Source organism: Asaia siamensis (assembly GCF_014635085.1).
Lineage (GTDB): Bacteria > Pseudomonadota > Alphaproteobacteria > Acetobacterales > Acetobacteraceae > Asaia > Asaia siamensis.
Genome location: NZ_BMCH01000006.1, coordinates 111296 through 130245, shown reverse-complemented (window position 1 = coordinate 130245; position 18950 = coordinate 111296). Strand labels below are relative to the sequence as shown.

Genomic DNA, 18950 nt, shown 5'->3' with positions numbered 1-18950 from the left:
GTCATGTCCGGCTTGCGAGGCACACGTGATGCGCCGGGGCAGGCGCATCTCTATCTGCGTGAAGAGCAGATACGCCTGACTTATGAGGCGATGCTGCTGGCCTGGCGCGAACTGAGTGCGACATGCGACCCTTTCCAGCGCGATCACCAGCTTGGTTCGGCACATCACAGGGTAATGTTCCTGGTCTCTACCCATCAGGGACTGACCATGAGCGCCCTGCTGCGGCGTCTGAACATTACGAAGCAGAGCCTGAACCGCGTGCTTCAGGACCTTGTGGCGCGCGGGCTGCTGGAGCAGCGACCGGATGAGCGCGACAAGCGCGTGAAGCGCCTGCATCTCACCGCACAGGGCAGCGCGATCGAAGAGGAAATCTTTGCGGCCCTGCGTGATCGTATGACACTTGCCTACAGGGCGTCGGGGGGACAGGCGGTGGAAGGTTTCCGCCGTGTGCTCGCGACCCTGCAGGGTGAGGGAGGCATGACATGAACGAATCGCATGTTCTCGTCGTCGATGACGACGCACGCCTGCTGCGGCTGTTGCAGCGGTTTCTGTCTGAAAACGGTTTTCGCATCACCACGGCGATGGATGCCGAGGCGGCGCGCAAGATACTGGCTGTCACCCAGCCAGATGCGATGGTGGCGGATATCACGATGCCCGGCGAAGACGGGCTCAGCCTGACACGGTCGCTGCGAGAGAAGGGGCAGGTGTTTCCGATCATTCTCCTGACAGCCCGGGGCGAACCCGCAGACCGGATCATCGGGCTGGAATCGGGTGCCGATGATTATCTGGGCAAGCCCTTCGAACCCAGAGAGCTTCTGCTGCGTCTGCAGGCCCATCTGCGCCGCCATGTGCCACGGCCCAGCAGCGCGCCGCGTCTGCTGCGTCTGGGCAAGCTTGAATTCGATACGGGGCGCAATCTTTTGAGTGGGCCGGAGGGTATCGTGCATCTCACCAGCGGTGAAGCCGCCCTTCTGGGGGTTCTGACACGCACACCCGGTGAAATCATGTCGCGAGAGGTCATTGCCGAGGCGCTGGGCATGGACGAGATCGGCGAGCGTGCGGTCGATGTGCAGGTGACGCGTCTACGTCGACGCATCGAGCCCGATCAGAAAGAGCCTCGCTTTCTCCAGACTGTCAGGGGCAAAGGCTACGTGCTGAAGCCCGGTAGCTGAGAGGGACATCATGCGGGTCGCCCGTCTAACGGAGCGTGTGATCAGACGGCTGCTGCCGCGTTCCTTTCAGGGGCGCTCGCTGCTGATCGTGCTGATGCCGCTCCTGATCACGCAGATTGTGGCCCTGCAGCTCTTTTACGGCAATTATCTGAATGTCGTGTCGCGTCGGCTGGCCGATGGCGTGGTGTCGGATCTCTCCTTCATCGTGGATTCGGTCGAACACATGCCTGCCCAGCGCGACTGGCTGGTCACGCAGGCACGCTGGCGTACCCAGCTCGAAATCGATTTCCATCCCGGCGAGACGCTCACGACCAAAAATGCGCCTTTCGTGCTTGGGCCAATGGATGAGGATCTGACCAACGCCGTCAGGCGGGTCTTTGACGCGCCCTGCTATATCGACTGGAAAGCGACGAAACAGGGCGTCAGGCTCGAAATCCCACTGCGTGATGGCGTGCTCGATGTGATTGTGCCGCGCAAGCGCCTTGATGTTGGGCCGATCTGGCTTTTCGTTGCGTGGGAGGTCGGGAGTGCCATCCTGCTTTTCATCGTCGCTGGTCTTTTCGTTGGAAAGCAGGTGCGTGCCGTCCGTCGTCTGGCCAAGGCAGCCGAAAATTTCGGCCTTGGGCGCGATGACGGCCCGATCCGCCCTCAGGGCGCGCTGGAGGTGCGTAAGGCCGCCCTGGCTTTCAATCGCATGCAGGCGCGGGTTAATCGCTTTGTCGCCCAACGTACGGCGGTGCTGGCCGGTGTGTCGCATGATCTGCGCACACCCCTGACAAGGCTGCGCCTGACGCTGGCCATGATGCCGGTCGAGGGCAGTGTCGAGGCTCAGGAACTGCGTCCTGATATTGACGACATGGTGGCTGATATTGCCGAGATGGAGCGGTTGATCGGCAGCTATCTCTCCTTCGCGCGCGGAGAGGGGGAGGAAGAGCCTGTGCCCACCGATCTGGCGACCCTGATACGCGACGTGGCCGCCGATACCGTGAGGGCAGGTGGCGAGGTGCTGGCTATTCATGCCGAGCAGAATTTGGTCGTGCCGGTGAGGCCTGACGCTATACGTCGTGTGCTGATCAATCTCGCTGAAAATGCGCGTCGTCATGGTGGGCGCATGAGCTTTTCGCTGCGTCAGGCGGGCAGGATGATCGAGATCACCCTTGATGATGACGGGCCAGGAATTGCCCAGTCGCGGCGCAAGGACGTTTTCAGAGCGTTCAACAGCACGTCCGGCCCGGAAGGGGGGAGCGGGCTAGGGCTGACAATAGCCCGTGACATCATGGCGGCGCATGGCGGCAGCGTGGTGCTGCGTAACAGCCCGCTGGGCGGCCTGCGCGTGGTGCTCAAGCTGCCTCGCTGATAACAGGCATCAGGCTCGGGCTGATGTCATCAGAGCCGGCAAAAAAAGACCCGGCGGGGAGAGGCTCCCAGCCGGGTCGACAGGAGAGGGGGGATATCCCTCCGCCAGAAAATCAGGGGATCGAGTTGCCAGTGCCGCCATGGCCTGTGCCGACGCCTGCGCCCAGCGGGCCCTGCGTGCCGCCGAAGGTGCTGCCCATGTTGCTCATGGGGTTATAGCGTCCGACATTGCCCAGCAGCTGCTGGAGCACATTGACCTTGGTGCCTGGCGTGGGAGTGGTTTCACCGACCATGCCCACATCGTAGCCGTTCTTGCGATGCAGCGTATCCATGCGGCGCAAAACGCCACCATTATCGAATGCCAGCACAAGAACATTCTGTTTGGTCACACGCGGAAAGCCGAGAGGCTGCGGTACCGTCACCATGGAGACATAGATCCAGGTGTTGTCGTCGAAAGTCGCATGTGCCGTCGGTGAGCCGAGAATATCGGTCACGTCGTTGCGTGTGCTGGTGCCGGGAACGAGCTGGGCATAGTCGTCCTTTTCAATCAGCGATCCGCGATTTTGCGGAATCGGACTGAAAACGGAACAACCCGCCAGCGCGAGGGGAGCGATGCAGAGCAGGGCGCGCGCAAAACCCGCATGCGATTTCTGCCGCGGGGAGGTCTTCTGGGAGGCGCTCTTCATGGCGGGTTATGATGTCCTGCACTGATCGAGAAAAAGTCGAGAGATCGTTTCACCACGACCGAAACAGCGTTTCGACGCCATGGCAAGATGATCGAACTCTTCTATATTGCGGAGAGCGACGGTAAGGCAATTCGGAAAAGAAAGCCCGTCTGCGGGTTTTTCATCGTCAGTATCAGGAATTCAGTCATGAGCGACAGTCAGGGGACCTCCCATTCCCACTCCCCCCAGCCGGAATTCTCACGCCGTCTGCTGCTCAACCGTATCGGTCACGACGGGCTGACAGAGACGATCAAGGCCAGCGACGCCGAGTGCCGGGCTCTGGCAAAGCGTCTGGAAATCCCGACCGTGCACGCGCTCACTTGCCGCTTCAATGTCATTTCCGAGCCTTCCGATCATTTTGTGCTCGAAGGCGTACTGACAGCGCATGTGGCCCTCGAATGTGTCATCACAGGCGAGGTTTTCGAAGACGCGCTGAACGAATCCTTTGCCGTGCGCCTCGTGCCGAGCCGACGTTTTTCCGAAGAGACGGCGTCCGATCTCGAGGCGATTGACGAGATTCCCTATGAGGGGAATGCGCTCGATCTGGGTGAGATTGCTGCAGAGCAACTGGCCCTGATGCTGCCTGCCTATCCACGCAAGCCGGGCGCTGCCCTTGAAAATGCGGTTGACGAAGCCCCCCGTGAGACGGCAGAGGAAGCCGAAGATGAAGCAGGTGGCCGACCAAACCCGTTCGGTGCCCTGGCCGGTCTGTCTCTCCCCAAAAAAAAGACGGATCTGAGCTAGAAATGCACAGGATGCTTGCGACCCGGCTGCGGGTCTGCTAGAGCCGCCCGCCTGATCATAGTGAACAGTATCGTTTCCTGCTGCGGTCGAATGGCGACCAAAAGCGGGAGCGATCTAAGAAGAAAGAGGCTCCTGCCATGGCCGTCCCCAAAAGAAAGACCACGCCGTCCCGCATGGGCATGCGTCGCAGCCACCACGCCCTGACCGTTCAGGCTCATGCTGAATGCAGCAACTGCGGTGAGCTGAAGCGTCCGCACCACGTCTGCGCGCATTGCGGTCATTACGACGGTCGGGAAGTCGTTGCTTCCGGCAAGACGCTCAAGACGACCGTTCGCGTTTGAGGCTCGATGGAGCCGGTCTCTTTCAGGCTGGCTCCTCTTGTTTGAAATGAGACGCGGGGCGGAGCATGACTGACCTGAATGCGACGGCCAGCCAGGCTGCGCCTTATTGTTTGGCTATCGATGCGATGGGCGGGGATCATGCCCCGGAAATCGTTCTGGCCGGTTTGGATCGCGCAGCCGATCGACATCCCTCGGCAAAAATTCTGCTGGTTGGTGACGAGGCCGTTCTGCGTCCGCAGCTTGCGCGCTTCCCCAAGGCGCAGCGCATCTGCGAGATCCGCCACGCTCCATCATCCATCTCTATGGAAATGAAGCCGACTGCGGCGCTGCGTCTGCGTGACTCGTCGCTGCGTATGGCCATCGACGCCGTTGCGTCAGGTGAGGCTGGCGGCGTGGTGTCTGCCGGTAATAGCGGCGCCATGCTCGCCCTGGCCAAGATCGTTCTCAAAACCCTGCCCGGCATCACGCGCCCGGCCATGGCTGCGGTCAATCCGTCGGCTCGTGGCGATGTGGTCATGCTCGATCTCGGGGCGAATATCGCCTGTGACACCCGCAATCTCGTCGAGTTTGCCGTCATGGGTGAGGCCTTTGCCAAGGCGGTTCTGGGGCTTCCTGCTCCGAGCATCGGCCTTCTGAATGTCGGTGCCGAAGAACTCAAGGGCGATGAGCGTCTGCGCGCCGCAGCAGAGATCCTGCGCGAATCGCCTCTCTCGTCCCAGTTCCATGGTTTTGTTGAGGGTCACGACATTACGGCGGGCACAACCGACGTTGTGGTGACTGACGGTTTTTCGGGCAATATCGCCCTCAAGACCGGTGAAGGCGCGCTCAAGCTCGTTTCGATGCTGCTTCAGCGCGTGTTCAAGACCAATCTTCTGACCCGTATCGGCTATCTTCTCGTGCGCCCCGGACTGGAACGCATGAAGGAATGGATCGACCCGCGCCGCTATAATGGCGCTGTTTTCGTCGGGTTGAACGGTATCGTGGTCAAGTCGCATGGTGGCGCCGATGCCGAAGGCTTTGCCGCGGCGATTGATGTCGCAATGGATGCGGTGACCCATTCGATCAACGAGAAAATTCGCGAGCGTCTTCGCCAGGTTGAGGCTCTGATGGCTTCTTCCGATTCTGAAGGCGAGCTAGCTTCGTCCGTCACGGCAGCCTGACAGGCGTGGTGAGGGAGTGGCTGGCTGTGGCCTCGGCCCTGCTGGCACCAGTTCAAGAGGAAGAGATATGTCCCTGCGCGCGCGTCTGACCGGATTTGGCAGCTATCTGCCGAAGCGTGTCGTCACGAATGCCGAGCTCGCCGAGCGCATCGACACCTCCGATGAGTGGATCAGAACCCGCACTGGCATTGCGCAACGGCATATTGCAGGTGAGGGCGAGACGGCGGTCAGCATGGCAAGTGCCGCCGCACAGGCCGCTCTGGCCTATGCCGGTGTGTCAGCCGAATCGGTCGATGCGGTGATTGTCGCAACCGCGACGCCCGACCAGGGCTTTCCGGCCACGGCTGTGCGCGTTCAGGCCGCTCTCGGCATGAACCGGGGCTTTGCTTTCGATATGACTGCGGCCTGTTCGGGTTTCGTTTTTGCGCTGTCGACGGCTGAAGCCTTCATTCGCAGCAACCAGGCAAAAAAAGTTCTGGTGATCGGCACCGAGATCTATTCACGCATCGTGAACTGGGAAGACCGTACGACCTGTGTGCTGTTCGGTGATGGCGCCGGTGCGGTGCTTGTCGAGGCCAGTGACGATACGGACGCGGGTATTCTCTCGACCCACCTGCATAGTGACGGCGCTCATGGCGACCTTCTTTATGTCGATGGCCCGACCACCGAGAAGCCCGTTCTGCACATGCAGGGGCGGGATGTGTTCCGTCATGCAGTGGCCAAGCTTTCTGCAGTCGTGGATGAGGCCCTTACGGCAAATGGACTGGCGGCTGAAGATATTGCCTGGCTGGTGCCGCATCAGGCCAACCTTCGCATCATCGAAGGCATGGCGAAAAAGCTCGATTTGCCGCTGGACCGCGTTGTGGTGACAGTTGATCGTCATGCCAATACCTCGGCGGCGTCCATTCCGCTGGCGCTTGATGAAGCCGTGCGTGATGGTCGTATCAAGAAGGGTGATCTGGTGCTGCTCGAGGCGCTGGGTGGTGGCCTGACCTGGGGCTCGGCTCTCGTTCGTCTGTAGGCGCGCTCAGAGGGAAAACCTCTGCAGAAGCGCCCCGCTTCATTGATTTGATTGACCTTCATTACTGTCATGATACGGTGGCTTCATGACCACCTTGACCCGCGCGCAAATTTCAGAGCATATTTACAGCCAGGTTGGACTGTCCCGGCACGAATCCGCCGATCTGCTCGAGACGGTTCTCGAGCTGATTGCTGCGCGGCTCGAAAAGGGAGAGACAGTCAAGCTGAGTGGCTTCGGCACGTTCTCCGTTCGCCAGAAGGGCCGCAGGGTGGGCCGCAACCCTAAAACCGGCATTGAAGTGCCGATTTTGCCGCGTTCTGTGCTGGTCTTCCGACCGAGCCAAATTCTCAGAGCTGAAGTAAACGGCGAATCGACCGAAGGCCTCGCCAGCGAAAGCGATGATTCATGACCACGACCCACGCCTCTCCTGAACTCTCCAGAGTGACGGAGGAACGGGCGGATCTGGAGCGTCTGGTCAAAGGCCCCAATGCCTATCGTACCATCAGTGAAGTCGCCGACGAATTGCATGTGCCTCAGCATGTGCTTCGCTTCTGGGAGACCCGTTTCCCTGAGGTAAAGCCTCTTAAGCGCGGGGGCGGGCGCCGTTATTACAGCCCGGAAGATGTCGACCTGCTGCGTCACATCACCGATCTGCTCTATGTGCAGGGCTACACGATCAAGGGCGTGCAGCGCGTCCTGAAAGAGGCGCTGCCCGGTAGCGGCGTCACGGCGCCCCCGGCCTCACCCGAGCGCGAGAGCATTCATCCGGTCCTGGCCGGGAATGGTGCCGAGATCCACGAGACTGAGCCGGTGGTGGAGGCACTCCCGGCGGGTCAGAACGATGAGTCGTCAGCTGCCGATACCCGCTCTTCTTTCGAGATCCCCGAATTTAACGCCTCGGCCGAGCAGGACGAGGTCGTCCTGTCTTCCGGTGGCGGTGATATCGAGCCTGTGATCGATCCGGGTGAAGAGACGGTCGCGCCAGCGGTTACCGAGCCGTCAGACGAAACGCCTGCCGAACCGTACGACGGGGTATCCGGTGAGGAAGCCCCGATGGCAAGCAGCGAGTCGGTCATCGCGGCCGTGCTGTATGATGAGCTGCTCGATCTGCGCATCCGGCAGGACCGGTGGAAGCAGGAGAAGAGGGCACTCCGTCTGGCGCTGGAAGATGTGCTTGGCGAGCTCGATAATCTGCGACAGCTGGTGCCGGAGCAGAATTGAGAGTGATTGAAAAAACCTTCGCGGAGGCGCTTGCGGGATCTGCTTTCCACTGCTAAATGGCCTCTACCGCAGGACTGACGGGCAGTAGCGCAGCCTGGTAGCGCATCAGTCTGGGGGACTGGGGGTCGTGGGTTCGAATCCCGCCTGCCCGATATCTTCGTCCTGCGGTAATTTTCTCTTTCGAGATCGAGAAGCAATGATCCCGCCTCGGCATCCAGCCGTGGCGGGTTTTTTGTGTGGTTTTTCTGTCTCAAGAGCCGCCTGGCCTTATTCAGATATCCCGGCAGATATGAAAAAGCCCCCGGGAAGGGGGCTGGATAAGCCTGGTCCCGCTAAAGGGGCACGATATCTGGTGCCAGCGTCTTTTCAGCCGCCTTCTTCAAGCAGTTCCTGCTCTGAGTCAGCGCTCCAGATGCGCCAGAGCAGATGCACTGCCGCCATGATTGCCGGGCCGAGGAACAGGCCAAGAAGCCCCCATGTCTCGACGCCCGCCAGAATGCCCAGAAGCACCCAGAGGAAGGGCATTTGCGTACTGCCGCCGATGAGGGCAGGGCGGATGAAGTGATCGGCGACGAAAATGACAATCGCGCCCAGAACGACGACGACAATGGCTGAGATCATCTTGCCCTGGATCAGGATTAGCAGAGCCGCAAGAACGACCGTAGGAAGTCCCAGAAAAGGGATCATGGCCGCAACGCCGGTCAGCATGGCAAAGAGCAGCGGCTGGGGGGTGTCGGTCAGCACATAGGCCACGCCCATGACGAGACCCTCGCCGAGACCGACCAGAACAAGCCCTGCCACTGTGCCGTGAACCGAGGAAATCATCTGGCGGGCCAGCTTCTCGCCACGCTTGCCGAAGGTACGGTTGGAGACGACCAGCACCCGATGGATGATGTCAGCACCGTCGCGCAGCAGGAAAAAGAGGGTGAGGATGGAGAAAAGAAACAGCGTGGCGCGCTTGGCAACCTGGGTCGTGACCTGACGCGTCACAGCCATGCCATGGCCTGCATCGAAGGAGTGAAACAGCCGGTTGAGATGTTCCGGGTTGACCAGATTATTCTGCCACCAGCGGGCCACCTGGGCGCGTTCGAAAGGAAGGTCGTTCAGCCAGTCGGGCATGGGGATGCCGGTGTGGCGCACCTCGTCAATCCAGTGCAGCGCACTCTGGGCTTCCTCTGCTGCCTTGAAGCCCACAAGGCTGAGCGGAATGAGAAAGATGAGGGCGATACCGGCCGTGAAAAGCATGGGCAGCCACTCTGTACGACCGAATTTCTTTTCGGTGCGCTGGTAAAGCGGCCAGGATGCAATGGCGAAAACGCAGCCCCAGAGCAGAGCGGGCAGGAAATTCTTGAGCGTAAAGAGGGCGAGCGCGATGAAGAAAAAGCCAAGCAACCCCCGCGATCGCCGCTGGGCACGCCCGACCGGAGAACCGGGTAGCGTACTTTCATCCGGGAATTCGTCTTCCACGTCCCGTTCCTGGCCCTTTCCGGAAATCTTGCCTAGGCCCTTGGGAGGGGTGGGGGTCTGGTCCGTCATCATGTTCCTCGGGCACTGTGTCACGCGCCAGAAGCTCGTGGGGCGTCGACATGGCCGCTATTGCTGGTGAACCCCGATCTTCTCAGGGCGGTTTGACTCATTTCTTACACGTTACGGCGATGCGACACTATCGCAACGTCCGGGCTGCAAAGTCCATAGATCAGAAAGAGGCGCAGCCCTGCTGCGTGAACGCGGCGACCGAAACTTGGTTGAACTGTTTCTTGTAGGCGTCGCGAATAGCATCGAGTTTTGAGTCAGGCTCGCGCGATTCTGGTGCAGCGATCCAGACCAGTCGTGACTTCTCCCGAATGACAGGCGCAGCCGTGCCGTTCTGCCATTGGCCCTGCGCCTCGATAACCGAGAAACCGGCGGGAAAACGCGGGGTGACGACACGAGCAAGGAAATCGGCCCACTGCTCTGCAGAGACAGCTCCTCCACCCGGTATAGAGAGGCCGAAGGCAAGCGTGATGAACGTGGCTGGATGCCCGCGAGTGCCGGTGCAGAAATCTGACGCCGTCATCATTACCCCCGGGGGATGCGGAACCTCGGCACAGCCTGACATTCCGGCAAGCAACGTACCGCCAAGCGCGAGCAAGGCTAGAGAGCGTAATGCGGGGGCGCCCGCAGTTCTGGATGATCTCATGCCCCGTCGAGCGCCTGACGCAGGCGCGCGCTGTCTGCAGCCGAAAAAAGGCCACGACGCAGGAACAGATCGATCAACACCAGATTTACGTTGAATTTGACGTCGTTCGTGTCGCGCACAATTTCCAATACTTTTTCGATCGGCATGAGCTCGAAAAAAGCGACCTCGCCATCGACAGGCTGAGGCTCGAAATCCGGAGGGAGGGTCAGATCGTAGCAGAACAACGTGTCCTGACGCAGGCCCTCCGGCCGTGTCATGGCATAGCGCAGTGTGGCGACCGGCTGGGCCTGTGCCGCGAGGTCAGGAGGAATGGCGGCTTCCTCGCCGGCTTCCTTGATGAGGGCCTGCAGCGGTGAAAGCCCGGTGCAGATACCCCCGGCAGCCAGATGGTCGAGCTTGCCAGGGTCGAGTCTCTTGTTGTTCGCCCGGTGACCCATCCACAGGAAGACCCCTTCAGGCCTCTCGACCAGCCCGTTGAGATGCACACCTGCCGCAGTGCAGCCCAGGAGTGGCAGGGCGCCGCGATCGATCTGGCCTATGACGATGCCGCTCTTGTCGAAAACATCGAATAATTCGTTATGGGGGCGATAGAGCCTCTGTGCAGCCAGAGCCTCACCAAGCGGTTGCAGAGCGGCTCCGTCCGGCAGGCGGAACACGGGGCCATCAGCATAGCCGAGCGCCGTCAGTGCCTCGAAAAGACGTGGGTCAGCGAGACCGAAAGAGTCATCGCCAGCCAGAACTTCACGGCGAGGGCCGGGCAGGATGGCGGTCTTGCAGTTCCGTATATGGGCGAGAAACGGGGCGAGGCTGTCGTCATGCATGAAAAGCGTTACTCTCCTGTCAGGGACACGACGATATCGCGCATCGCGTCGCGATTGCAAAACGCCCTCTGCCGCCTCAGGTTGAGGTCATGATCTTCCCCCGCACTCTGCCTTTTGCCGTAACCAGCCTTGCGCGTGCCTGGCGACTGGTTCTGTCTCATGACATCCGTTATTTCCGGCTCGGCATCGGGGCAACGCTCGTGCTCCTTCTTGCAGAGCGTCTTTGTCTTCTTGGGACACCCTATCTTTTCAGTCGGCTTGTCGCGCATTTCTCATCGCCCGACCTCAGAATTGTCGTGCCGGTTGCGCTCATTCTCTCCTATGCGGGGCTGATCTTCTTTCGCAGCGCATTCTCCGCCTTGCAGGAGCTGGTTTATCAGCCCGTAGGCCAGAGGCTCCAGGCGCTGACGGCGCAGGAGGCTTTTCGTCACCTGCTTGACCTGCCCTACCGTTTTCATCGCGACCGTCAGACAGGATCGCTGACCCGTGCCATTGAGCGCGGATCAGAGGCGGCCGATACGCTGCTGCGTCTTGCTCTTTTCAATATCCTGCCAGCGATTCTCGATACGGGGCTGACAATTGCGGTCGTCTTCTCCTTTCTCGGTGGGCGCTATGCCTGCGTCATTGTGATTGCGCTGCTTTCTTATATCGCTCTGGCGCAATGGTTCGTCCGCCAGCGGGTCCGGGCACGCCGACAACGCAATGACGCCAATGGCAAGGCCCAGCATTTCCTGCTCGACTCCCTGCTGAATTTTGAGGCGGTTCGACATTTCGCCAACGAACAGCATGAATTCTCGCGTTACGAAACGGCTCGTCTCGCGCAGGAGAAGGCCAGTCTGCGCATGACATTCGTGGCGGGACTCTCTTCCGTCAGTCAGAACGCCATGATCGCTGTGGCAACGCTCATCATCTTCTTTATGGCTGCGCACGATCTGGCGGCCGGAAAGCTTGACGTCGCCGCATTCGTCATGATCGGCACCTATCTGCGCACGCTCTATCAGGCGATCATTTCGCTCAATATCGTCTATGCTGGCTGGCGCAACGCTTGTGTCGATCTGGAAAATCTGACCGAACTGATGGATGAGCCACCGCGCGCGGGTCATCTCAAGCCGCAGACGCCAACCGGGGTGCCGGAGATCTCAACGCCAGCCGCGCTCGATTTCGACGGGGTGAGCTTCGACTATGACGGGCGTGAGATCCTACATCATCTGTCTTTCAGCGTGGCTCCCGGTGAGACGATCGCGCTTGTCGGTCCGACCGGGGCGGGTAAATCGACCATCGCGAGACTGACTCTTGGCGCCTATGCGCCGGCCTCGGGGCGTATTCTGCTGGATGGAAGAGACCTTTCCACCATTTCACCTGCAGAGCTGCACAGGCTGATCGGTGTCGTGCCGCAGGATACGCAGCTCTTCAACGACACGATTGGCTATAACATCGCTTACGGCCGTCTCGACGCGACACAGGACGAGATCGAAGAGGCAGCGCGTCTCGCACAGATCGACGGTTTCATTGAGGGGCTGAAGAAGGGCTACGACACGCTGGTGGGAGAACGCGGGTTGAAGCTGTCCGGGGGGGAGCGCCAGCGTATCGCCCTGGCGCGCATCATCCTGCGCAAGCCTCGCCTATTGCTGCTTGATGAAGCGACGAGTGCGCTTGATACCGGGACGGAGCAACGTCTGATGGAGGCCTTGCGTCAGGTCACCGCCCGCCAGACCACGATAGCCATAGCGCATCGTCTGTCTACCATCCGTCATGCCGATCTGATTCTGGTGATTGAGGCAGGGCGTATCGTCGAGCAGGGAAAACATGAGACCCTCATGGCCGCGAGGGGCATGTATTTCGCAATGGTGACCAATCAATCCGACCCGGTATCTGGTTTTCCTGATGAGGGCGTCCTACGTGTTGGGCCATGACATTCCGTCACGACAGGAGAGAGACCATGACGAAACAGGCTGAAGAAATCGCTCGCGATTTTCATCCCGACCAGGCCGTCGAAGCGGAAATTCGTGAACAGGCCGCGCATGAGCTCTCGAACGAACCCGATGCCGTCGAAATCCCGGAAGAGCTGCTCAAATGCGGCGTGGTGATCGACAAGGCAATCAGCTATCTGGTCGAACAGAATCTGCCCTCTGAACTCATCGCCTCTGCACTGCTGGGCGGCTCACTGGGTGTGCTGGCACGGACAACCGATGCCGAGACCATGGTGCGCATGCTCCAGACGGCCATAGACAGCGTGAGATCGGGTGAACTGATCTGCGCGGATGCGTTTTCCGACGGCGAATGACAGTTTGCGACGCTTTCGGCTTGACGGGAGCGGGGGGCTCCGTCATAAGCCGCGCCTTAACGCATCGTCGTATGCCGGGACTGGTCTCGGCGAACATATTACTACCGAGGATCAAGTCCATGTCACGCCGCTGCCAAATCACGGGCAAGGGTGTGCTGACGGGCAACAACGTCAGCCACGCCAACAACAAGACCCGTCGTCGCTTCCTGCCGAACCTGCAGGAAATCACCCTGCTCTCCGACATTCTCGGCACGGGCGTTCGTCTGCGTCTGTCCACCCAGGGCATCCGCACGGTTGAGCACAACGGTGGTCTGGACTCGTTCCTGATCAGCACGCCGAACCGTAAGCTCCCGGTCGAAGCTCAGGTTATCAAGCGTCGCATTCTGCGCGCTCAGGAAAGCAAGGCTGTTCAGACCGCCTGAGTCTGATGGCGCCTGCCTCCGGCTTATGGCCCTAAAAGGCAGGCAACAACAAAATTGGCCTTGAAAACGTGATCGGGTTGTTTCATTCAGCCACTCGATCACAAGGTCCGACTTGGTCGATCCGGCTTCGACGTCTTTACCGGACTATTCCGAAAATTGCGTCGATCTGTGACGGCCACGGCAAAAGGTGTTTCGGGGCGGCCTGAAGCACCTTTAATCGCATTCTGGAGGTATCCCGTGTCCGAAAGCAGCGTCGCAGAAGCCAAATCGGCTCTCTCGAAGATCCGCAATATCGGTATTACCGCGCATATCGATGCCGGCAAGACCACGACGACCGAGCGTATTCTGTACTACACCGGCGTGTCGCATCGCATCGGCGAAGTGCATGATGGCAATACGACCACCGACTACATGGCGCAGGAACGTGAGCGTGGCATCACGATTACCTCGGCAGCCGTGACCTGCGAGTGGGAAAACCACCGCATCAACATCATCGACACCCCGGGCCATATCGACTTCAACATTGAAGTGAACCGCTCGCTGCGCGTGCTCGACGGCGCCATCTTCATCATCGAAGGCGTTGCCGGTGTTCAGCCGCAGTCAGAAACCAACTGGCGTCTTGCTGACCGCTACAACGTGCCGCGCGTCATCTTCATCAACAAGCTCGATCGTACCGGCGCCGATTTCTATCGCGCGTTCGACACGCTGAAGGAAAAGCTCGACATCGTCGCTATTCCGCTTCAGCTGCCGATCGGCATTGAAGAAAATTTCGTTGGCGTGGTCGACCTGGTCGAAATGCGCGCCATCATCTGGGAAGGCGGCGAGCTGGGCGCGAAGTTCCACTATGCCGAGATCCCCGATGACCTGAAGGAAAAGGCAGCTGAAGCCCGCCAGAACCTTCTGGACACCGCGCTGAGCGTTGATGAAGCCGCTATCGAAGAATACTTCGAGAAGGGCGATGTCGATGTTGCAACGCTCAAGAAGTGCATCAAGAAGGGCGCCATCTCCGGCGTGTTCCGCCCCGTCCTGTGCGGCACGGCCTTCAAGAACAAGGGCGTTCAGCCGCTCCTCGATGCCGTTATCGATTACCTGCCGGCTCCTGACGAAGTCGAAGGCATCCGTATCGCGCCGCCGGAAGGCGAAGAGGTTGACGAGAACTTCCTGCCGATCGTGCCGGTCGATCCCGATGGCAAGTTCGCCGGTCTCGCGTTCAAGATCATTTCGGACAAGTACGGCACCCTGACCTTCGTGCGCGTCTATCGCGGCGTTCTGAAGTCGGGCGACACCGTGCTGAACACGACCAAGGGCCACAAGGAACGCGTTGGCCGCATGTTCCAGATGCACGCTGACAAGCGTGAGGAAGTCAAGCAGGTCGGTGCTGGCGATATCGCGGCTTTCGTGGGTCTGAAGGACACCCAGACGGGTGACACCCTGGCCGACGCTGCTGATCCGGTTGTTCTGGAGCGCATGCAGTTCCCGGTTCCGGTGATTGACATCTCGGTCGAGCCGAAGACCAAGGATGCCGTCGAGAAGATGACGCTGGCCCTGCAGAAGCTGGCCGCTGAAGATCCCTCGCTGCAGCTCAAGACCGACCAGGAAACGGGTCAGACCATCCTGTCCGGCATGGGCGAGCTGCATCTGGACATCATCGTGGACCGTCTGCGTCGTGAATACGGCGTGGAAGCCAATGTCGGTGCGCCTCAGGTTGCTTATCGTGAGACGATCTCGCGTCCGCATATCGAGACCTACACCCACAAGAAGCAGTCTGGTGGTTCGGGTCAGTACGCTGAAGTCAAGATCGAGTTCACCCCGGTCGAGCGTAACGAAGGCATCAGCTTCGAGAACAAGGTCGTCGGCGGTACGGTTCCGAAGGAATACATCCCGGCTGTCGAAAAGGGCATCCGCATGCAGTCCTCGACGGGCGTGCTGGCTGGCTTCCCGACGGTGGACTTCAAGTTCACGCTGCTCGACGGCAAGTACCATGACGTCGACTCGTCGGCTCTCGCCTTCGAAATCGCCGCCAAGGCCTGCTTCCGTGAAGGCATGAAAAATGCCGGCCCCGTGATCCTTGAGCCGATCATGGACGTCGAAATCACGACCCCGAACGACCACGTCGGTGACGTGGTGGGCGACCTTAACCGTCGTCGTGGCATTATCCAGAGCCAGGAAACAGCCGGTTCGACCGTCATGATCCGCGCTCAGGTGCCGCTGAAGGAAATGTTCGGCTACATCTCGCATCTGCGTTCGGCCACCAAGGGCCGCGCGTCGTTCACGATGCAGTTCCATCACTATGATCCGGTGCCGCGCAACGTGGCCGACGAAATCATGGCAAAGAGCGCCTGATCCTTCGGATTTCAGCCTCTGGTTACGAGAAAGCCGCCCTTCGGGGCGGCTTTTTTCGTTTCAGCGGGCGTCATATTCAAACGGTGCGCGCTCTCCGTAAGGCAGCGTAGCGACGGTAAAGCGTTTTGCCCCTGAAGCTGAGCAGGATCATCCCGATCAGGCTTGTTTTAAGCACGATCCCGGCCGTGAGGGCGTCATGCGGATGCGTGTCCAGATAGAGCAGATAAATCCCCCTGATCAGAAAGAACCCCGCCCATATGCGCGTATAGAGGCGAAAGAAATGATCCAGAAAAGGTGTCTCACTTCCGAAGCCTGAGCCCTCTCTCTGCTCGGCAAGCGCCTGAATGAGCGACACACGGGTCAGACTGCCGATCAGGAAAACAAGCGCAAGAAGGAAGGCACAGAGAGCGCCGAATTCTTCAGGTGAAAGCCGTCCCGTGACAATGAGACTCAGGGCGCCGAAGCTGAGCGCCATGGCATTGAGGACGAACCAGATTGTCGGAAATCCGACATGCATCCGCCATCGGCTGACAGCATCGAGGCTGATCAGGGCAAGTGTCGCGGGGAGGGCGTAGCTTTGCAGCCCGGTGGCCTCGCCTAGCCAGACAAGGACCAGCCCTCCCAGCTCTCCGGCGAGAACGCGCAGGTTTTGCAGTCTGTCAAATAGGGGGCGAGTAGCACACATACCGGGAATCCTCATGAATCTTTACGATGTAAAGAACGCCTATTCCCGCCTCGTCAAGCGAAACTTTTCATTGTAAAGTTTGATGAGAGGGGAGATGGATGTGAGAACTGATGCGACGCCTTATCATCACGGCGACCTGGCCAATGCGCTCTTGCAGGCGGCGCGTGACCTGCTTGAGGAGGGGGGATTGGAGGCGCTCTCCCTGCGCGGCGTGACGCGACGGGCGGGTGTCTCGGCGACGGCGGCTGTGCCTCATTTTGGTACGCTGTCGGGCCTGAGATCGGCTCTGGCGGCGCGGGGATATGACGAACTTGCCGATGCCCTGACCCGCGCAAGGGAAAATTTCCCCCCAGCCGAACTTAGCGCTCAAAGAGAATCCTCAGGGGGGAGGCAGTACCCTACGGCGGCTCAGGCGGTAGGAAATGCCTATATCGCCTTTGCGCTTGCGAACCCTGACCTTTTCCAACTCATGTTTCGCAACGCCTTGCTCGATCATGACCGGGCAGACCTTGCGGCAGCTGCCGGACGAGCTTTTGAGGCTTTGCGACTCCTGTCTGGCCATGAAGTGCCGGGAGGCGCTCAGGCAGCGCGCATGGCGGGGCTTTGGGGACGTGTCCATGGTCTCGCCGTTCTTGCGATTGATGGCATGCTTGGACCGCTTCTGAAGGGCGCGGAATCTGCGTCCCTGACGGGATTTCTGCAGGCCGCGCTCGAGGCAGCCGGGTGACTGAGAGCAGGGTGACGTTTTCGAGAGAAACATGAACGACGTTTAACGTTCACATTCCGGTTACTAACCAAAATATTGCAAAAACATTATATAAAATTAATCAGAACTCTGCTTCTCTCCTTTTCGGCAGAGGGACCCCACTGGGTAAAACCCCCGCTGCTTCAGGCTCAAATCGGGAGGCTGGTCCCATGGCATTCGCCCAACAGACCACATTGGAAACGCAGGAAAGCGGGGCTCCGCTCCTGCATGTGGCGGGTATTTCTAAGACATTTTCCGGGATCAAGGTTCTCAAGGATGTCTCGCTCAACGCCTATGGCGGTGAGATTCTGGCCCTGATGGGAGAGAACGGGGCTGGCAAGTCCACCCTCATGAAAATTCTGTCAGGTGCCTACAGCGCCGATCCGGGCGGCGAGATCCGTATTGCCGGTGAAGTCGCAAAGATCACCAACCCGGCCTCGGCGCGCGCTCTGGGCATCGGGATCATCTATCAGGAACTGGCGCTCGCCCCCAATCTTACCGTCGCCGAGAATATCCATCTGGGTTCGGAGATTCGCAAAGGTGGCATGATCGATCGCGCCGCCATGAATGAGGCATGTCGCGGGCTGCTCAAGGAGCTCGGGGCTCCCTTCGGCCCGGAAGACAGGCTCTCTTCCATGTCGGTCGCCGAGCAGCAACTGGTCGAGATCGCCCGTGCGCTGCATCGCGATGCGCGCATTCTGGTGCTCGACGAACCGACGACCGCGCTGTCTGCGCGCGAAACGGACCGTCTGTTTGCGCTCATCAGGCAGTTACGCGCCAAAGGGCTCGCTCTGATCTATATCAGCCACCGCATGGACGAGATCGACGAACTCGCCGATCGTGTCTCCGTCCTGCGCGACGGAGCCCATGTCGGCACGCTGGAAAAGCATGAGCTTTCTTCCGGCCGGATCGTCAGCCTGATGGTCGGTCGCGACCTGTCGAGCTTTTACGAAAAGGATGGCAATCATATCCGTCATGACGCCGCGCCGATCCTGCAGGTCGAGGGGCTGAGCGACGGCCGGCGCGTGCAACCCATCAGCTTCGACCTGCGCCCTGGCGAAGTGCTGGGTATAGCCGGACTGGTGGGCGCAGGCCGCACTGAACTGGCGCGGTTGATCTTCGGTGCCGATCCCAAGGTTGCAGGAACAATCACGCTCGACTCACGCAAGGTCGACATCCGCTCGCCGCGTGATGCGCTGGCTGCGGGCATTGCCTATCTGACCGAAGATCGCAAATCGCTCGGGCTGTTCCTGGACATGTCCTGCAGCGGCAACATCAATCTCGGTGTTGTGGAGCGTGATTCGCGGCTTGGCGTGCTCGACCAGGGCAAGGGCCGGACGCGTGCGACCGGGTCCTTCGCCGCATTGCGCATCAAGGCGCAGAACATGCTGACCAATGTCGGCGGCCTCTCTGGTGGCAATCAGCAGAAGGTCCTTCTCGGGCGCCTGCTCGAAACCGGGCCGAGGGTGCTGATCCTCGATGAGCCGACGCGCGGTGTCGATATCGGCGCGAAGACAGAAATCTATCGTATTATCAACGATCTGGCAGCTCAGGGGCTGGGGATCATCGTCATATCGAGCGAAATGGCCGAGATCATCGGCGTGAGCGATCGCGTGCTGGTCATGCGCGAAGGTCATCTCACGGGCGAACTCACGGGCGACGCCATCACCCAGGAGGCCATCATGTCTCTTGCTGTTGGTCTTGCCCCCGTTTCCTCACTCGCCGCCTAGG

20 protein-coding genes and 1 tRNA gene are annotated in these 18950 nt (G+C 59.9%); 16 read left to right on the top strand and 5 right to left on the bottom strand.

The window, feature by feature from the left end; all coding sequences use genetic code 11:
* Window positions 1–3: 3 nt before the first annotated feature.
* Genes IEV53_RS11615 through IEV53_RS11605 form a run of 3 tightly spaced genes read left to right on the top strand, consistent with a single transcriptional unit; the run spans window position 4 to window position 2529 of the window.
* On the top strand, window positions 4–486 hold the full coding sequence (locus tag IEV53_RS11615) for a MarR family winged helix-turn-helix transcriptional regulator (protein ID WP_188426983.1): 483 nt from the start codon (window positions 4–6) through the stop codon (window positions 484–486).
* Window positions 483–1172: a response regulator gene (locus tag IEV53_RS11610; RefSeq protein WP_188426981.1), complete on the top strand. Its 690-nt coding sequence runs from the start codon at window positions 483–485 to the stop codon at window positions 1170–1172. The genes IEV53_RS11615 and IEV53_RS11610 overlap by 4 nt, the downstream gene beginning before the upstream one ends.
* 10 nt (window positions 1173–1182) lie before the next feature.
* A complete protein-coding gene (locus IEV53_RS11605) occupies window positions 1183–2529 on the top strand; it encodes an ATP-binding protein (protein WP_188426979.1) in 1347 nt (448 codons plus the stop codon).
* A gap of 112 nt (window positions 2530–2641) precedes the next feature.
* On the opposite strand, the gene IEV53_RS11600 is transcribed toward IEV53_RS11605, so the two are convergent.
* Window positions 2642–3214, bottom strand: a complete 573-nt coding sequence (locus IEV53_RS11600; RefSeq protein ID WP_188426977.1) for an outer membrane protein assembly factor BamE — start codon at window positions 3212–3214, stop codon at window positions 2642–2644.
* Window positions 3215–3400: 186 nt separating this feature from the next.
* Here IEV53_RS11600 and IEV53_RS11595 point away from each other — a divergent pair, with 186 nt between their 5' ends.
* The 7 genes from IEV53_RS11595 (at window position 3401) to IEV53_RS11565 (ending at window position 7892) form a co-directional block, all read left to right on the top strand.
* On the top strand, window positions 3401–3997 hold the full coding sequence (locus tag IEV53_RS11595; RefSeq protein ID WP_188426975.1) for a DUF177 domain-containing protein: 597 nt from the start codon (window positions 3401–3403) through the stop codon (window positions 3995–3997).
* 137 nt (window positions 3998–4134) lie between these two features.
* Window positions 4135–4338 carry a 50S ribosomal protein L32 gene (gene rpmF / locus IEV53_RS11590; protein WP_023977526.1) on the top strand — a complete coding sequence of 68 codons (204 nt, stop codon included), beginning with the start codon at window positions 4135–4137 and terminating at the stop codon, window positions 4336–4338.
* 65 nt (window positions 4339–4403) lie between these two features.
* On the top strand, window positions 4404–5498 hold the full coding sequence (gene plsX / locus IEV53_RS11585) for a phosphate acyltransferase PlsX (RefSeq protein ID WP_188426974.1): 1095 nt from the start codon (window positions 4404–4406) through the stop codon (window positions 5496–5498).
* A gap of 67 nt (window positions 5499–5565) precedes the next feature.
* Entirely contained in the window at window positions 5566–6519 is a 954-nt protein-coding gene (locus tag IEV53_RS11580) for a beta-ketoacyl-ACP synthase III (RefSeq protein WP_188426972.1), read from the top strand.
* 85 nt (window positions 6520–6604) lie between these two features.
* Window positions 6605–6928: an integration host factor subunit alpha gene (locus tag IEV53_RS11575; protein WP_188426970.1), complete on the top strand. Its 324-nt coding sequence runs from the start codon at window positions 6605–6607 to the stop codon at window positions 6926–6928.
* Window positions 6925–7740 carry a MerR family transcriptional regulator gene (locus IEV53_RS14815; RefSeq protein ID WP_229719849.1) on the top strand — a complete coding sequence of 272 codons (816 nt, stop codon included), beginning with the start codon at window positions 6925–6927 and terminating at the stop codon, window positions 7738–7740. Before IEV53_RS11575 ends, IEV53_RS14815 begins: the two co-directional genes overlap by 4 nt.
* 78 nt (window positions 7741–7818) lie before the next feature.
* Window positions 7819–7892: transfer RNA gene (locus tag IEV53_RS11565), tRNA-Pro, on the top strand.
* 214 nt (window positions 7893–8106) lie between these two features.
* Here the strand turns inward: IEV53_RS11565 and IEV53_RS11560 are convergent.
* The 3 genes from IEV53_RS11560 to IEV53_RS11550 all read right to left on the bottom strand — a co-directional run bounded on the left by IEV53_RS11560 (window position 8107) and on the right by IEV53_RS11550 (window position 10740).
* Window positions 8107–9207 carry an AI-2E family transporter gene (locus IEV53_RS11560; protein ID WP_229719848.1) on the bottom strand — a complete coding sequence of 367 codons (1101 nt, stop codon included), beginning with the start codon at window positions 9205–9207 and terminating at the stop codon, window positions 8107–8109.
* 229 nt (window positions 9208–9436) lie between these two features.
* Entirely contained in the window at window positions 9437–9919 is a 483-nt protein-coding gene (locus tag IEV53_RS11555) for a DUF3574 domain-containing protein (RefSeq protein WP_188426968.1), read from the bottom strand.
* The gene (locus IEV53_RS11550; protein WP_188426966.1) at window positions 9916–10740 is read right to left on the bottom strand and encodes an NUDIX hydrolase; all 825 of its coding nucleotides are present in this window, start codon (window positions 10738–10740) and stop codon (window positions 9916–9918) included. The genes IEV53_RS11555 and IEV53_RS11550 overlap by 4 nt, the downstream gene beginning before the upstream one ends.
* An 89-nt stretch (window positions 10741–10829) precedes the next feature.
* On the opposite strand from IEV53_RS11550, the gene IEV53_RS11545 reads away from it, so the two are divergent.
* From IEV53_RS11545 to fusA, 4 genes are all read left to right on the top strand, one after another.
* Window positions 10830–12653, top strand: a complete 1824-nt coding sequence (locus IEV53_RS11545; protein ID WP_188426964.1) for an ABCB family ABC transporter ATP-binding protein/permease — start codon at window positions 10830–10832, stop codon at window positions 12651–12653.
* A 26-nt stretch (window positions 12654–12679) separates the two neighbouring features.
* Window positions 12680–13024, top strand: coding sequence for a hypothetical protein (locus IEV53_RS11540; RefSeq protein WP_229719847.1), 345 nt, complete (start codon window positions 12680–12682; stop codon window positions 13022–13024).
* 119 nt (window positions 13025–13143) lie between these two features.
* The gene (rpmB, locus tag IEV53_RS11535) at window positions 13144–13446 is read left to right on the top strand and encodes a 50S ribosomal protein L28 (RefSeq protein ID WP_188426962.1); all 303 of its coding nucleotides are present in this window, start codon (window positions 13144–13146) and stop codon (window positions 13444–13446) included.
* A gap of 237 nt (window positions 13447–13683) precedes the next feature.
* Window positions 13684–15789, top strand: a complete 2106-nt coding sequence (gene fusA, locus IEV53_RS11530; protein WP_188426960.1) for an elongation factor G — start codon at window positions 13684–13686, stop codon at window positions 15787–15789.
* Between the two features lie 76 nt (window positions 15790–15865).
* Here the strand turns inward: fusA and IEV53_RS11525 are convergent, their stop codons facing one another.
* Window positions 15866–16474, bottom strand: coding sequence for a hypothetical protein (locus tag IEV53_RS11525; protein WP_188426958.1), 609 nt, complete (start codon window positions 16472–16474; stop codon window positions 15866–15868).
* A gap of 94 nt (window positions 16475–16568) precedes the next feature.
* Between IEV53_RS11525 and IEV53_RS11520 the strand changes: the two genes are divergently transcribed.
* On the top strand, window positions 16569–17201 hold the full coding sequence (locus IEV53_RS11520; protein ID WP_188426957.1) for a TetR/AcrR family transcriptional regulator: 633 nt from the start codon (window positions 16569–16571) through the stop codon (window positions 17199–17201).
* A gap of 188 nt (window positions 17202–17389) precedes the next feature.
* Window positions 17390–18949, top strand: a complete 1560-nt coding sequence (locus IEV53_RS11515; protein WP_229719846.1) for a sugar ABC transporter ATP-binding protein — start codon at window positions 17390–17392, stop codon at window positions 18947–18949.
* Window position 18950: the final 1 nt, after the last annotated feature.

Bases quoted from the DNA above. Each gene is read 5' to 3' on its own strand.
- IEV53_RS11525 (WP_188426958.1), bottom strand. From the start codon at position 16,474: ATGTGTGCTACTCGCCCCCTATTTGACAGACTGCAAAACCTGCGCGTT.
- IEV53_RS14815 (WP_229719849.1), top strand. From the start codon at position 6,925: ATGACCACGACCCACGCCTCTCCTGAACTCTCCAGAGTGACGGAGGAA.
- IEV53_RS11575 (WP_188426970.1), top strand. From the start codon at position 6,605: ATGACCACCTTGACCCGCGCGCAAATTTCAGAGCATATTTACAGCCAG.
- IEV53_RS11540 (WP_229719847.1), top strand. From the start codon at position 12,680: ATGACGAAACAGGCTGAAGAAATCGCTCGCGATTTTCATCCCGACCAG.
- IEV53_RS11615 (WP_188426983.1), top strand. From the start codon at position 4: ATGTCCGGCTTGCGAGGCACACGTGATGCGCCGGGGCAGGCGCATCTC.
- IEV53_RS11555 (WP_188426968.1), bottom strand. From the start codon at position 9,919: ATGAGATCATCCAGAACTGCGGGCGCCCCCGCATTACGCTCTCTAGCC.
- IEV53_RS11580 (WP_188426972.1), top strand. From the start codon at position 5,566: ATGTCCCTGCGCGCGCGTCTGACCGGATTTGGCAGCTATCTGCCGAAG.
- plsX (WP_188426974.1), top strand. From the start codon at position 4,404: ATGACTGACCTGAATGCGACGGCCAGCCAGGCTGCGCCTTATTGTTTG.
- IEV53_RS11515 (WP_229719846.1), top strand. From the start codon at position 17,390: ATGGCATTCGCCCAACAGACCACATTGGAAACGCAGGAAAGCGGGGCT.
- rpmB (WP_188426962.1), top strand. From the start codon at position 13,144: ATGTCACGCCGCTGCCAAATCACGGGCAAGGGTGTGCTGACGGGCAAC.
- IEV53_RS11610 (WP_188426981.1), top strand. From the start codon at position 483: ATGAACGAATCGCATGTTCTCGTCGTCGATGACGACGCACGCCTGCTG.
- IEV53_RS11595 (WP_188426975.1), top strand. From the start codon at position 3,401: ATGAGCGACAGTCAGGGGACCTCCCATTCCCACTCCCCCCAGCCGGAA.
- IEV53_RS11550 (WP_188426966.1), bottom strand. From the start codon at position 10,740: ATGCATGACGACAGCCTCGCCCCGTTTCTCGCCCATATACGGAACTGC.
- IEV53_RS11605 (WP_188426979.1), top strand. From the start codon at position 1,183: ATGCGGGTCGCCCGTCTAACGGAGCGTGTGATCAGACGGCTGCTGCCG.
- IEV53_RS11600 (WP_188426977.1), bottom strand. From the start codon at position 3,214: ATGAAGAGCGCCTCCCAGAAGACCTCCCCGCGGCAGAAATCGCATGCG.
- IEV53_RS11545 (WP_188426964.1), top strand. From the start codon at position 10,830: ATGATCTTCCCCCGCACTCTGCCTTTTGCCGTAACCAGCCTTGCGCGT.
- IEV53_RS11520 (WP_188426957.1), top strand. From the start codon at position 16,569: ATGGATGTGAGAACTGATGCGACGCCTTATCATCACGGCGACCTGGCC.
- rpmF (WP_023977526.1), top strand. From the start codon at position 4,135: ATGGCCGTCCCCAAAAGAAAGACCACGCCGTCCCGCATGGGCATGCGT.